The sequence below is a fragment of the Rhodococcus sp. C26F genome (assembly GCF_053345925.1).
The window spans coordinates 1-13,084 of sequence record NZ_JBKFBA010000024.1 but is presented as its reverse complement, the minus strand read 5'-3'; the positions used below and the strand labels follow the sequence as shown (position 1 = coordinate 13,084).

Here is a 13,084-nt window from a genome sequence, read left to right as displayed (position 1 = left end):
AGGGATAAGTATTCCGGATCTGCGCTCGTTAGTCTCGTGTTATCGGCGTCACACCCACTCTGCGCTAGCAGAACGCTCGACATCCAAGGAGAACACAGATGGCACACGCGATCCGCTTCCACGAGACGGGCGGCCCCGACGTCCTCGAATGGGAAGCCGTCGAGGTCGGCGATCCCGGCCCCGGCGAAGTGCGGATCCGACACGAAGCCGTCGGCCTGAACTTTGCGGACACCTACTTCCGTACCGGGCTGTACCCGGCGCCGTTGCCGGCGGGAATGGGCGTCGAGGCCGCCGGCGTGATCGAGGCGGTCGGCCCCGGCGTCACCGATTTCCACGAAGGCGACCGCGTCACCTACACGGGAAGCCCGCTTGGTGCATACAGCACCGAACGAGTGATGGACGCCGCACACCTCATCACACTGCCGGACGGGATTCCCTTCGACACCGCGGCCGCGATGACCATGCGCGGCCTGACCGCGGCGTACCTCCTGCGCCGCATCCACCCCCTCGAAGCCGGCGACACGGTCCTGCTGCACGCCGCAGCCGGGGGCGTCGGCCTGATCTTCTGCCAGTGGGCGAAACGGTTGGGAATCAACGTCATCGGAACCACGTCCACTGACGAGAAGGCGGAGGTCGCTCGGTCCTACGGTTGTACCGAGGTCATCGTCCACACCCGTGAGGACATCGCGGAACGTGTGCGCGAGCTGACCGACGGAGCCGGTGTGCCGGTCGTGTTCGACAGCGTCGGAGCCTCGACCCATCGTTCCTCGCTCGATTCCCTCGCCCGCCGAGGCCTGCTCGTCGCGTTCGGAACGGCCTCCGGCCCCATCCCACCGATCAGCGCCATGGACCTCGCGGTCAAGGGCTCACTGTTCGTCACCCGGCCCGCGCTCGCGGACTACATCTCCGATCCGATCGAGCGAGCCGAACTGGCAAACGAGCTGTTCGCACAGGTCGCCGCCGGAGATATCGAGATCGAGATCAACCAGCGATACGCACTCGCCGAAGCCGAACGAGCGCACCGCGACCTCGAAGCCGGCATCAGCGTCGGCTCGTCGGTGTTCTCGCTCTGACCTTCGGCCCGATCCACCCCCTCACGCTCAGGAGACCGTCATGACCACCTTCGACCACGCCCACGTCCGGGACGAGACACGTCGCCGATTCTCGATGGACGTACGACCGCTGACCGGCAGCATCGGCGCAGAACTGCACGGCGTAGACCTCGCCGAGGTGGCCCGCGACGACGAACGGTTCGCAGAACTGAAGGCGCTGCTGCTCGAACACAAGGTGTTGTTCTTCCGGAACCAGGAGATGAGCAGGGCCGAGCACGTCGCGCTCGCCGAGCGTTTCGGCTCGCTCGAGGACCATCCGGTACTCGGCAGCGATCCGGAACATCCCGGCCTGGTCCGCATCTACAAGGACCTCGACAGCCCACCTGAGGCGTTCGAGAACTCCTACCATTGCGATGCCACCTGGCGGGAGAACCCGCCCATGGGATCGGTGCTCCGATGCGTCGAAGGTCCCGCCGTCGGTGGCGACACGATCTGGGTGAACATGGCACTCGCCTACGAGCAACTCCCGGGGCACGTGAAGGAACAGATCGCCGGGCTGCGCGCGCGTCACAGCATCGAGGCATCTTTCGGTGCGCGACTGCCGATCGACAAGCGACTCGCGCTGAAGGACCGGTTCCCGGACGCGGAGCACCCCGTCGTCCGCACCCATCCCGAAACGGGGGAGAAGGTCCTCTTCGTCAACAGCTTCACCACACACTTCACGAATTTCCATACGGCACAAAACGTCCGCTGCGGTATCGACTACGCCCCCGGGGCGGGCGAGCTGCTCCGGTACCTGCAGAGCCGGGCGACGATCCCCGAGTACCAGGTCCGGTGGCGATGGACGCCGAACAGCGTGGCGATCTGGGACAACCGGTCCACCCAGCACTACGCGGTCCAGGACTACTGGCCTGCCGTCCGGAGGATGGAGCGCGCCGGAATCGCCGGCGATCGTCCCTTCTGACCTTCGAGAACTTCCTTCTCTCATCACGCACGACCCGATCCACAGGAGACCACGATGCACTTCCACGACGATGCCCTGTTCCCCGAATGCCAGGAGAAGCTGGTCATCACCGCGGCCCCGTACGGACCCGAATGGGAGCCGGAGGATTTCCCGGAAGACCTGCCGCTGACGATGGACGAGCACGTCCAGCAGGCGGTGGACTGCTACGAGGCCGGAGCCACGGTGCTGCACATCCACGTTCGCGAACTCGACGGCAAGGGCAGCAAGCGTCTGTCGAAGTTCAACGAACTGCTCTCCCGCCTGCGCGAAGCGGTGCCGGACATGATCCTGCAGGTCGGAGGATCGATTTCCTTCGCGCCGGAAGGTGAAGGCGCCGAAGCGAAGTGGCTCTCGGACGATGTTCGGCACATGCTCGCCGAACTGGATCCCAAGCCGGACCAGGTGACCATCGCCATCAACACCAGCCAGATGAACATCATGGAGCTCATGACCGCGGACGACATCGCCGGCACCTCCATGGAGCGTCCGGAACTCGCGGTGACCTACCGGGAGATGACCGTGCCCGCCGGGCCGGAATGGGTCGAGGAGCACCTGCGGCGCCTGCAGGCCGCCGGCATCCAGCCGCACTTCCAGCTGTCGTCCGTTCCGCAGCTCGAGACCGTCGAACGCCTGATCCGGCGCGGCATCTACACCGGTCCACTGAATCTGACCTGGGTGGGGATCGGCGGCGGTTTCGACGGACCGAACCCGTACAACATCATGAACTTCGTCCAGCGTGTGCCGGACGGCGCGTGCCTGACGCTCGAAACCCTCATGCGTTCGGTGCTGCCGGTCAACACGATGGCCATCGCCATGGGGCTGCACACCCGCTGCGGCAACGAGGACACCCTCTGGGGACGCAAGGGCGAGAAGATGACCTCGGTCGAGCAGATCCGGCAACTGGTCCGTCTCGCAGACGAACTCGGCCGTGAGGTCGCCACCGGCAAGGAAGCCCGTGAGATCTACCGGATCGGCGAGACCTACCGCGACGCCGACGAAACGCTCGCCAAACTCGGCTACGCCCCCAACCGCCGCCCGGGACAGGTCGGCTTCACCCACCACGGCTGACACCCCTCGGTTCCCGTCCGATGGGAAATGCTCTGCACCAAGGAAAGTTTCGGAGAAGGATGAACGACACCGAACCGACCGTGATCATCGTGCCCGGCCTGCGCGACCACGTCGCCGACCACTGGCAGACACTGCTTGCCGATCGGCTCGACCGGGTCCGCACCGTACCCCCGCTCGACCACGACCGACTGAGCCTGAACGCACGGATCGCCGCTCTCGACGCGGTCGTCAGCGACGTCGACGGTCCGATCGTGCTGGTCGCGCACAGCGCCGGCGTCCTGATTGCCGTTCACTGGGCCCACACATCGACCAGATCGGTTCTCGGCGCGCTGCTCGCAACACCAGCCGATATCGAAAAGCCGCTCCCCGAAGGTTATCCGACCACGGACGACCTCGATCGAGGCGGTTGGCTCCCGATGTCACGTCGCCGCCTTCCCTTTCCGAGCATCCTCGCAGCGAGCAGCAACGATCCACTCGGGGACCGGCGTCGGGTCGCGGGGCTGGCCGAAGCGTGGGGCAGCCGGTTCGTCGACCTCGGTGAGGTCGGGCATCTGAATCCGGCCTCCGGCTTCGGTGACTGGCCCGCCGCCGATCTGTTCCTACAGGAACTGCTCCAGCGGTCCGGAGCAACAACGCGCGAGACCGCCCCCGTTCCGTCCGAATCCTGAAAGCGAACCCACGATGCTCAACCTGTCCGTTCTCCTGGAGGATTCCGCCCGACGGTATCCCGACCGGGACGCCTTGGTGCTGGGAAAGACCCGGATCGGCTACGGCGAACTCGACGCCCGAGCGAACCGGGTGGCCAACCTGTTGATCGCGCGTGGAATCGCGCCGGGCGACACCGTGGCGATGTCGATCCCCAACGTGCCGGAGTTCGTGATCGTCTACTACGGCATCCTCAAGGCCGGCGCCGTCGTGGTGCCGTTGAACATCATGCTCAAGGGACATGAAGTCGCCTACCATCTGCAGGATTCCGGCGCCCGGGCGTTCTTCTGCTCCGAAGGTGGACCCGACCTGCTCATCGGTGAATACGGTCGTGCCGGTTTCGCCGCAGCACCGAAGTGTCGCGACATGTTCGTCGTCGGCGGACTCGATGGTGCGGACAGTCTCGATACTGCGCTGGGGGAAGTATCGGATGTCCGCTCGTCGGTGGTACGTGATCCGCAGGACACGGCGGTGATCCTCTACACCAGCGGAACCACAGGAAAACCGAAGGGAGCCTGCCTTTCCCACTCGAACATGGTGACGAACGCGCTCACCGGGAACCGTCTGTTCGACAGTAGTCCGATGTGTCCCGACACGTACCTGGTGACCTTGCCGCTGTTCCACTCCTTCGGCCAGACCGTGACCATGAATGCGGGACTGTCGGTGGGAGCCACGCTGGTTCTCCTACCGCGTTTCGATGCCCGCACCGCACTGACACTGATGATCGAGCAGGACATCACCGTCTTCGCCGGGGTCCCGACGATGTACTGGGCTCTGCTCGATGCGGTGGACGAGACGGTCGACGTGCAGCGGATCGCCGCGACGATGCGCCGGGCGATCTCCGGTGGCGCCGCCCTGCCCGTCGACATCCTCACCCGCTTCTCCGAGCGCTTCGGTGTCCGGATCCTCGAGGGCTATGGGCTGTCCGAGACGTCTCCGCTCGCGTTGTTCAGCGATCCGGAACGCGACCCGCGGCCCGGATCGATCGGCGTCCCGGTCTGGGGAGTCGAGGCCCGCCTCGTCGATGCCGACTGGAACACAGTCACCGAAGTCGACACGGTCGGAGAACTGGCATTGCGCGGCCACAACGTCATGTCGGGATATCTCGGGCGGCCGGATGCCACCGCCGAAGCGATGCGAGACGGCTGGCTGCGTACAGGCGACCTCGCTCGCAGGGACGCGGACGGCTTCTACTACATCGTCGATCGAGCGAAGGATCTGATCGTGCGCGGGGGCTTCAACGTCTACCCCCGCGAGATCGAGGAAGTACTGATCACCCACGAGGCAGTGTCGCTCGCAGCGGTCGTCGGCGTCCCCCATGAGGTGTACGGCGAGGAGGTCGGCGCATTCGTCATCCTCGAGGCAGGGGAGCAGACCACGGAAGAAGAGTTGATGTCCTGGTGCCGCGACCGGATGGCGGGATACAAGTATCCGCGCTCGATCGAGATCGTCACGACGCTTCCGACGACCGCGACGGGCAAGATCCTCAAACGCGAACTCGTCGCCACGGTACGGACGAGCACGGTATCGACGAGTCAGGGTTCGTCGGATGTCGGCTGAGGTCGAGGTGACGTCGGCGCCACAGGACGTCGTCCGCCCGGAAACGACGTCGGTGGGTCCGCGTTCCCGAGCGGCCGCCCTCGCCGCAGGTATCGCGGTGTGCGCGGCCGGCGCTGCGATCGCGATCGGGTTCGGCCGACTGCTCCCTGCCGTGAACCCGATGCTGATCGCGATCGCGTTCGGAGCACTGGTGGCCAATCTGATTCCCGTCCCGGCGTGGATCGGCCCAGGTGTGGATTTCTCGGCCAAACGGCTGCTGCGCCTCGGCATCGCCGTGCTCGGCCTCCAACTGGTCTTCCACGACATCCTCGCCCTCGGGTGGGGTGTCATCGCGCTCGTCGTGGTCATCGTCGCGGCCGGGATCACCGGGACGATGTACCTGGGGCGGGTCCTCGGACTTTCGTGGACTCAGCGGGTCCTCATCTCGTGCGGATTCTCGATCTGCGGCGCCGCGGCGGTGGCTGCCGCAGACGGAGTCGTCGACGCGAAGCGCAAGAAGGTGATCACCTCGATCGCGTTGGTCGTCGTCTTCGGCACACTGATGATCCCGGGGATTCCGCTGCTGGTGGGAGTTCTGGGGATGGACGACCTGCAGTCCGGCATCCTCGCCGGTGGATCGATCCACGAGGTCGCGCAGGTGGTCGCCGCCGGAGGCATGATCGGCGGCGGAGCCCTCGCCGTCGCCACCGTGGTCAAGCTTGCCCGTGTCCTGATGCTGGCCCCGGTGATGGCATATCTGGGCGTGGTCCGCCGACGGCGCAGTCGCGAGACGGGCGTCCACGAGGACACGGTCGGCCGGCAGCCACCTCTGGTGCCGGTGTTCGTGATCGGATTCCTGGCAGCGGTGGCGGTGCGGTCCTCCGGCGTGCTGCCCGACGTCGTGCTCGAACAGGCCGCGCTCGTGCAGTCGGCGTTGTTGACCACGGCCATGTTCGGCTTGGGCCTCGGGGTTCGCGTGGGACTGCTGCGTTCGATCGGACTACGACCGTTCGTAGTCGCTGCGGCCTCCACGCTGTGGGTGATGCTGATCGCCCTCGTCGGCGCCCTCCTGCTGAGCTGAACGGTCCGCGCCCGGCTTGCCGGCACAGCGGAACGTTCGGTGTCGCAGAATTCTCTACCGGCAAAACACCTCTCACCCGCGCACGATCGTGCCAAGCTCGGAAGTGGTGGTCGGTCCTCGACCCGAGAAGTTCGTCCGGCCCGCAAGGTCGGCTGTCCGGGCGCGCAGGAACGATTGCGAGGTCGAGTCGATGGCCGAGGAACACGAATCGCACCGGGGCCCGGTATCCGCCGACTCCCGCTGGTGGGCGTGGACCGCTGTCGTGGTGCTGTTCGTTGCCATCGGGCTTCCGATCGCCGAAGCCGGTCTGCGCGGTGTCGTCGCGCTGCTGCTGGTCGCGGCGGCCGGTGCAGCTCTGGCCGTTGCCGCGGCTTACTGGTTCCTCACCCACCGGGGCGTGATCCGCGGGGCGGCTCTGGCCGTGACCGTCCTCGCGCCGGTGGTCGTGGTGATCGTCTTCGCGGCGTCGGGTCACCTGTGGGTTGCGATCGTGTCGGTGCTGCTCGTCGCCGTGGCGGTCGCGTGCGGGCGCCGCGCCCTGCGGGCCGATCGCGTGAGTCCGCAGCCGGAGTTCCCGGCCGTTCCCGTGCAGCATCCGTTCTTCGTGATGAATCCACGCTCGGGCGGGGGCAAGGTCGTCCGTTTCGACCTGCAGCACAAGGCCGAGGAACTAGGGGCCGAAGTGGTGTTGCTGAGCGGTCCGCAGCAACTCGACGTCACCGAGCTGGCGGAGAAGGCCGTCGAGCGCGGGGCGGACCTGCTCGGCGTCGCAGGTGGTGACGGAACGCAGGCCCTGGTCGCGGCGGTCGCGGCGGAACACCGGCTTCCGTTCGTGGTGATCAGCGCCGGAACCCGCAACCATTTCGCTCTCGACCTCGGACTGGATCGGGAGGATCCCGCCGCGGGTCTGGACGCCCTCCGGGACGGGGTCGAACTGCGCGTCGATCTCGGCCGGATCAACGGGCGACCGTTCGTCAACAATGCGTCCTTCGGGGTCTACGCAGAGATGGTGCGGAGCCCTCAGTACCGTGCCGACAAGACGGCGACGGTGCTGCAGATGCTGCCCGATCTGCTCGGTGAGCAGGGCAGGCCGGGCCTGCGGGCGCACATCGACACCGAGACCGTCGAGGGACCTCAGGCGGTGTTGGTCAGCAACGGTCCGTACGCCTTCGACGACCTGGCAGGAATGGGCCGACGGCCCCGCCTGGACAACGGCCGGCTCGGTGTCGTCGCGATCTCGGTCTCGAACGCACGCCAGGCGGTCGGCCTGTTCCGTCGCACCCACAACCGAGGCCTGTTGCAGCGCACCGCCACAGAAGTGGTCGTCGATGCGGACGTACCGGAGATTCCGGTCGGAGTCGACGGTGAGTCGGTGATGCTGTCGACACCCGTCCGATGCACGATCTCCACCGGAGCGCTACGAGTTCGTGTTCCCCGCAACCGTCCGGGAGCGCGTGTGCCGCCCCCGCACCTCGATTCCGTTCGGTTGCGGAAGATATTGTGGCCGAATTGAACTCTTCGGATCTCACATTCCGGCGTATCCCACGACTTCAATGGAGGGATGTGTAGATGGATGGCGTATACCGGTGATCCCGTCCTGATGGACGACCTACTGTTCCGGCCGGTGCACTCCCTGATCGACCAGAGCCTGCATTCCAAGATGGGCGCAACTACCACGAACGGGGACGGCTTCGGCATCGGCTGGTACGGAGAGGGCCCGAGGCCCGCATTGTTCAAGTGCATCGAACCCGCCTGGAACGAGAGCAACCTCCGCGAGCTCGCCACGCAGATCCGGACGCCGTTGATGTTCGCGCATGTCCGCGCCTCGACGGGAACTCCGGTGCAGCGCACCAATTGCCATCCCTTCCGCTACGAGAACAGGTTGTGGATGCACAACGGGGCGGTGCACGGATTCCACCTCATGAAGCGGGATCTGGCGATGGCCGTCGATGCGAGTCTCTACGACGCGATCCGGGGGTCGACGGATTCGGAGATGCTGTTCTACCTCGCGCTCACCTTCGGCCTCGCCGACGACCCGTTCACCGGCGTGGCGAAGGCCGTCGGTTTCGTGGAGGACGTCGGAGCACGCATGAGCGTCGAGAATCCCATACAGGGAACGATCGCCACAACCGACGGCAGCAGCGTCTGGGTGTTCCGGTATTCGACGGAGCGGAAGACGCGCTCGTTGTTCTACTCGGCCGACATCAAGGCGATACGGGCGCAGCATCCTGAAGTGGAAGTGCTGTACCAGCTGGGGGACGACACCCGCTTCGTGGTGTCCGAACCCCTTCGGGATCTCGAAGGGGCCTGGCTGGAGGTTCCCGAGTCGAGCGCGGGTGTCGTTCGGGGGAGCGACCAGGAGTTCCGGCCGTTCGCGCCGATCTCACCCGTGCGCTCGATGTGATCACGACGAATTTCTCGCTACCGGAGTCGATGCACGAACTGTTGCCCACGACCGGGATCTTCTCGGCGAAGGGGGCACCGAGGCCGAGAAGTCTCGGATCCGGCGTCCTGATCGTTCATCCAACCGGCGGTAGTTCGGGGCGAATCATCGAGGTGGTGTACACATCCGCCGCTGGCGGTACCACCGTTCGGTCGGTCAACCGACAGTCCACCCGGGGGTGTGGTGCGCCCGGCGCCACTCGCGTTCCCATTCCTGCATTCGGTGGTGCTCGTTGTACCGATGTATGCCGTACCAGAACCCGACCCCGCCCACCAACACGGCCGCCCACACGGCTATCGCTGTGAGCACGGCCGTAGTTGCGCTGTCCGTCCCGCTGTGGGGAGCATCGACCGGGACGCCGCTGGGGTCCACCCACAGGTCGATCGTCGCGCCGGGTTGCGCGTCGAGCGGCCGACTCAGCCGGCCGGTGTGGGTGTGCCCGTCCACATTCCACCGCACCCACCGGAGTTCGGTCTGGTCGACGGCGGGCGGGAGCGGTGGGGCGGTCTCCGGCGCCGCGGCATCGGTGGGAGCGGTGTCCAGGACGGTTGCTTCGACCTGACGGTGGGTGTGGATGTCCTGGCGGGCCTGCTCGACCAGCGTGCCGTAGGTGACGGTGCCGACGGTGGCTGCCAAAGGCACCATCATCACCATAAAGGCGACCACCGCGAGAGCTACCGTCGACTCGAGCCGGTCGCGGCGGCGCAGCAGGGGGCTCCGGTGCCAGGGCGCGCGCCGCCACAATCGCACGGAGAACGACGGTCCGGTGGTCATCATCGGCTCGGCATCTCGCCGCGCCCCGGGGTGTCTTGTTCCAGGGCACGAGTCTTGAGCTGCTCGAATTCGGCTGCGGTGATCGCCCCGGACTCGTGCAGCGTCTTCGCGTCGGCGATCTGATCGACGGCGGATCTGCCGGCCGCCTGCCGGATGTACTGGTCGGTGGCGTGTCGGGCGGCGAGTTGAGCCTCTCGGGCCCGGATGGCCATGTCCTGTCCGCGCACGATCAGGTAGAGCAGGGCGCTGAAGAAGGGAATCAGGATCAGGGCGATCACCCAGACGGCTTTGCCCAGCCCGGACACGGTGTGGTCGCGGAACAGATCCGTCAGGATCTGGAAGAACACGAGCAGGTACGCCATGAAGGCGAACACGATGATCGTGTACCACAGGAGATCCCAGAACGAGTCCATGATGTGCACCTCCGGTGAAGGGACCGGCGACACAGGCCGAGAAGTTCGGAGCGGTCTGGCCGCGGGGGAGAGTACGTCTTTCTGCCACCGCACCGCCGTAGCTAGGGCACCGGGGCTTTCGGCTTTTCGACCAGGTCGAGCAGACGTTGGCGGGCGAGGCGTTCGCCCAGCTCCGGCAGAGCCGGCGCCGGAATTCCTCGCAGGTCCTCCAGGCAGCTCGCAACCACTGCCTCGATCCGATACCGCGGGAGGTGGCCCTCGAACTCGGCGGCAAGCCGATCCGCGATCTGACTGTCGGGTGTGGCGCGCACAGTGCTCATCTCGAGTCCTGCGTTCTCTGGTCACCGAAGTCGAGAACGACGGTGTCACCGCGTTCGATCGTCCGGTTACCGACCTCGTGGTACCGATCCGCGCTGTCGGTCCGGACTCGACGACGGTGAATCGTCCTGCTCGTGCCCGAATCGGCGTGACAACGCTGCCGGCTCCGCTGCAATCACAATTCTGCGAGGGCGTCGCGCAAGGGCTCGCCGCTCGATCGGTCCCCCAGCATCGATATCATCGACACGGTCACTTCCCACACGGGGCGCTCATCGCCCTCTTTTGCCGAATTGTGCGCCTGCTCGGTCGGACACCGCAACATATTCCGGTAAGTTCGCTTTCCGATTCAGCAACGAGCGGGGTCTCCGCACGATGCACGGGTTCCGGACCCTGCGACGGTCTCACCTGCCGCTGGCTACGGCGTGGGCCCGCATTGCCCGGTCCATCCACTATCCGCCGGTGGCGGACATCGTGACGCGTGTGGCACTGATCTTCTTTGCCTATCCCGGGTCTCGCGGAACGGCTTTCCTTGTCACGCCGGCGCCGACGGGTGCAGTGTGGAAGCGGTGTCAGAGCAGTCCGGGTGCGGCTCCCGGCGCCGCGGGCGGTGCGTCGGGTTCACGCATCATCCGGAAGGAGTTCAGCAGTCCGAGCAGTCCGGCGAGGATGGGCACGAGCAGCGCAGCCTGCAGCGCGACGGGCCGGGCGTCGGTGTTGATGCGGACGATCTCGTCGCGGATCTCGGGTGGCCGGCCGGCGAGCAGTGCCTCGAGTTGGGTATTGCTCATGACTTCGGCGTCCTCCTCGAGGACCTGCGCGATGTGTTGCTGGTCCTCGGGCGGCAGGACGGTGCTCGACTGCGTCATGGCGGTGAACGTGAATGACAAGGTGGCCAGCATGACGGCCCCGGCGAAGGCCAGTCCGAACGACAGCCCGAACGACCCGGCCGCGGAATTGGTGCCCGCAGCCTCACTGACCCGCTCTTCCGATATCGGGGCGAGGGTGTAGTTGTTCAGTTGCGAAACGAGCAGCCCCAGTCCGGCGCCGACGACGACGAGCGGTGCCAATAGCGCCCACCCGAAGTCCGCGCGGGGTACCAGCGGGAGGAGCACGGCGACGCCGACGGTGACGAGCACGAACCCCCACCGAATGATGACTGCGGGACGGCGGTTACCCGCCTTGTTCCCCGCGAGCAGAGCGACGGCGAACATGCTCAGCGACAGCGGTGCGAGTGAGAGACCGGCCTGCATGGCGTTGTACTCGAGCACCATCTGCAGGTAGATGGGCAGCGCGATCATGGTGCCGCCCAGCGCGATCTGCTGGAGCATCTGCCCGGTGACACCGAGCCGGAACACCTTCGACCGGAACAGGTCCGGGTCCAGCAGAGCAGGTTCGCCGCGCCGTGCGCGGCGGATCAGCCAGTAGGTGAGAGCGGTGAGCGCGGCGGCGCCGGTGAGCAGCAGTGCCGCGACCGCCTCGCCGCCCTCCTGCCACACCAGGATCCCGAGCACGATCCCACCCATGCCGAGGACCGAGAGCACGGCTCCGATCGGGTCCACGCCGCGCGGCCCGGTGTACGGCACGTCCCGGACGAGCCCGATGCCGGCCAGCACCACCGCGATGATCACCACTTCCAGGGCGAACCCGACCCGCCACGACAGGTAGGTGGTGACGAAGCCGCCGAGTAATGGGCCGACTGCAGCGGCGATCGCAGCTGCCGCGCCGACGAGTGCGTAGACCTTCTTCTGCGCGGCGCCGTGGAAGTTGCCGTGTACCAGTGACTGCATGGCAGGCAGCAGCAGCGATGCGCCGATCCCACCGACCACCGCCCACAGGAGGATCACCACGGTCAGTCCTTGCGCGAGGGTCATTGCCGCCGCGCCCGTCGCGTAGCCGAGCAGTCCCAGCACGTAAGCGCGTTTGCGGCCGATCAGGTCACCGACCTTGCTGCCGATCAGGATGAACGCCGCCGAGACCAGCGCCTCGAGCGCGATCGCGGACTGCACACCGCTGACGGTGGTGTCGAGGTCGCGCACCACCGCCGAGATCGACACGTTCATCAGCGACGTGTCGACGACAAGGACGAACATCGCCATCGCGAGAAGGACGGCGAGCAACCGACTTCGGCCGGACAGCTGACTGTTTTCGGCGGAAGAGATCCCGTCGGCCATGGCAGATCCACCACCTCACCGTTGTGAACCGGCGGTGAACCGACCGGTCGACCAGTGTTGATCCGACAGTAGGTCACCCGAGCGCCCCTCACATCGGGAAGTCGACAGCGCGGCAAGCTTGAAAATGCAGCGCCTACAGCAGATCGGACGTACAACCCTTTACGGTGCGCCGCGTCGCGTCGGCAACCACCTCGGTGAAGGAACCACCGCGCTCGAGGATGCGACGTTGTCTGATCGCGCCGTTGCCTCGGTCCAGGGTTACCGCCAGGGCGTCGTGCACGGGGCGATATGCGTCGAGTTCCTCGAGGACCGGGCGGACCTGCACGAGCAGTCGCCGGATCAGGTCGACTGCCGGAACCAACTGCTCAGAGCCGAGATCCACACCGTGCCCGGCCAGACCGTCCCGCGCGGCTCTCCAGCACGCGGTGACCGATCCGCTCGGAGGTTCGAAGATCGGTGTGCCGACCGCTACGAGCCGGCATCCTGCGCGCGCTGCGGCGTCGGCGGCCGTCGCGCG

The 13,084-nt window shown here is 66.4% G+C and carries 12 protein-coding genes and 1 pseudogene; 8 read left to right on the top strand and 5 right to left on the bottom strand.

What is annotated here, in order from left to right; translation table 11 throughout:
• Positions 1–98 precede the first annotated feature (98 nt).
• The 8 genes from ACLBYD_RS20605 to ACLBYD_RS20570 all read left to right on the top strand — a co-directional run bounded on the left by ACLBYD_RS20605 (position 99) and on the right by ACLBYD_RS20570 (position 8,852).
• On the top strand, positions 99–1,073 hold the full coding sequence (locus ACLBYD_RS20605) for a quinone oxidoreductase family protein (RefSeq protein WP_447817895.1): 975 nt from the start codon (positions 99–101) through the stop codon (positions 1,071–1,073).
• A 40-nt stretch (positions 1,074–1,113) separates the two neighbouring features.
• The gene (locus ACLBYD_RS20600) at positions 1,114–2,016 is read left to right on the top strand and encodes a TauD/TfdA dioxygenase family protein (protein WP_447817893.1); all 903 of its coding nucleotides are present in this window, start codon (positions 1,114–1,116) and stop codon (positions 2,014–2,016) included.
• 54 nt (positions 2,017–2,070) lie between these two features.
• Positions 2,071–3,123, top strand: a complete 1,053-nt coding sequence (locus ACLBYD_RS20595; RefSeq protein ID WP_016695758.1) for a BKACE family enzyme — start codon at positions 2,071–2,073, stop codon at positions 3,121–3,123.
• Positions 3,124–3,182: 59 nt separating this feature from the next.
• The gene (locus tag ACLBYD_RS20590; protein WP_447817892.1) at positions 3,183–3,791 is read left to right on the top strand and encodes an RBBP9/YdeN family alpha/beta hydrolase; all 609 of its coding nucleotides are present in this window, start codon (positions 3,183–3,185) and stop codon (positions 3,789–3,791) included.
• Positions 3,792–3,804: 13 nt separating this feature from the next.
• Positions 3,805–5,388, top strand: a complete 1,584-nt coding sequence (locus ACLBYD_RS20585; protein ID WP_447817891.1) for a long-chain-fatty-acid--CoA ligase — start codon at positions 3,805–3,807, stop codon at positions 5,386–5,388.
• A complete protein-coding gene (locus ACLBYD_RS20580) occupies positions 5,378–6,448 on the top strand; it encodes a YeiH family protein (RefSeq protein ID WP_447817890.1) in 1,071 nt (356 codons plus the stop codon). The genes ACLBYD_RS20585 and ACLBYD_RS20580 overlap by 11 nt, the downstream gene beginning before the upstream one ends.
• 190 nt (positions 6,449–6,638) lie before the next feature.
• Positions 6,639–7,961 (top strand): diacylglycerol/lipid kinase family protein, encoded by a 1,323-nt coding sequence (locus ACLBYD_RS20575; protein WP_447817889.1) that lies wholly within the window; start codon positions 6,639–6,641, stop codon positions 7,959–7,961.
• A 60-nt stretch (positions 7,962–8,021) separates the two neighbouring features.
• The gene (locus tag ACLBYD_RS20570) at positions 8,022–8,852 is read left to right on the top strand and encodes a class II glutamine amidotransferase (protein WP_447817888.1); all 831 of its coding nucleotides are present in this window, start codon (positions 8,022–8,024) and stop codon (positions 8,850–8,852) included.
• Positions 8,853–9,047: 195 nt separating this feature from the next.
• On the opposite strand, the gene ACLBYD_RS20565 is transcribed toward ACLBYD_RS20570, so the two are convergent.
• The 5 genes and pseudogenes from ACLBYD_RS20565 to ACLBYD_RS20545 all read right to left on the bottom strand — a co-directional run.
• Positions 9,048–9,668 carry an Rv1733c family protein gene (locus tag ACLBYD_RS20565; protein ID WP_447817887.1) on the bottom strand — a complete coding sequence of 207 codons (621 nt, stop codon included), beginning with the start codon at positions 9,666–9,668 and terminating at the stop codon, positions 9,048–9,050.
• Positions 9,665–10,078 (bottom strand): SHOCT domain-containing protein, encoded by a 414-nt coding sequence (locus tag ACLBYD_RS20560; RefSeq protein WP_447817886.1) that lies wholly within the window; start codon positions 10,076–10,078, stop codon positions 9,665–9,667. Before ACLBYD_RS20560 ends, ACLBYD_RS20565 begins: the two co-directional genes overlap by 4 nt.
• Before the next feature lie 101 nt (positions 10,079–10,179).
• The gene (locus tag ACLBYD_RS20555; protein WP_447817885.1) at positions 10,180–10,398 is read right to left on the bottom strand and encodes a hypothetical protein; all 219 of its coding nucleotides are present in this window, start codon (positions 10,396–10,398) and stop codon (positions 10,180–10,182) included.
• Between the two features lie 567 nt (positions 10,399–10,965).
• The gene (locus ACLBYD_RS20550) at positions 10,966–12,567 is read right to left on the bottom strand and encodes an MFS transporter (protein ID WP_447817884.1); all 1,602 of its coding nucleotides are present in this window, start codon (positions 12,565–12,567) and stop codon (positions 10,966–10,968) included.
• A gap of 133 nt (positions 12,568–12,700) precedes the next feature.
• Positions 12,701–13,084, bottom strand: a pseudogene (locus ACLBYD_RS20545) (carboxylate--amine ligase); the annotation flags it as partial.

Excerpts from the sequence above, each read along its gene's own strand:
- ACLBYD_RS20605 (WP_447817895.1), top strand. The coding sequence starts at position 99 with ATGGCACACGCGATCCGCTTCCACGAGACGGGCGGCCCCGACGTCCTC.
- ACLBYD_RS20600 (WP_447817893.1), top strand. The coding sequence starts at position 1,114 with ATGACCACCTTCGACCACGCCCACGTCCGGGACGAGACACGTCGCCGA.
- ACLBYD_RS20595 (WP_016695758.1), top strand. The coding sequence starts at position 2,071 with ATGCACTTCCACGACGATGCCCTGTTCCCCGAATGCCAGGAGAAGCTG.
- ACLBYD_RS20590 (WP_447817892.1), top strand. The coding sequence starts at position 3,183 with ATGAACGACACCGAACCGACCGTGATCATCGTGCCCGGCCTGCGCGAC.
- ACLBYD_RS20585 (WP_447817891.1), top strand. The coding sequence starts at position 3,805 with ATGCTCAACCTGTCCGTTCTCCTGGAGGATTCCGCCCGACGGTATCCC.
- ACLBYD_RS20580 (WP_447817890.1), top strand. The coding sequence starts at position 5,378 with ATGTCGGCTGAGGTCGAGGTGACGTCGGCGCCACAGGACGTCGTCCGC.
- ACLBYD_RS20575 (WP_447817889.1), top strand. The coding sequence starts at position 6,639 with ATGGCCGAGGAACACGAATCGCACCGGGGCCCGGTATCCGCCGACTCC.
- ACLBYD_RS20570 (WP_447817888.1), top strand. The coding sequence starts at position 8,022 with ATGGCGTATACCGGTGATCCCGTCCTGATGGACGACCTACTGTTCCGG.
- ACLBYD_RS20565 (WP_447817887.1), bottom strand. The coding sequence starts at position 9,668 with ATGATGACCACCGGACCGTCGTTCTCCGTGCGATTGTGGCGGCGCGCG.
- ACLBYD_RS20560 (WP_447817886.1), bottom strand. The coding sequence starts at position 10,078 with ATGGACTCGTTCTGGGATCTCCTGTGGTACACGATCATCGTGTTCGCC.
- ACLBYD_RS20555 (WP_447817885.1), bottom strand. The coding sequence starts at position 10,398 with ATGAGCACTGTGCGCGCCACACCCGACAGTCAGATCGCGGATCGGCTT.
- ACLBYD_RS20550 (WP_447817884.1), bottom strand. The coding sequence starts at position 12,567 with ATGGCCGACGGGATCTCTTCCGCCGAAAACAGTCAGCTGTCCGGCCGA.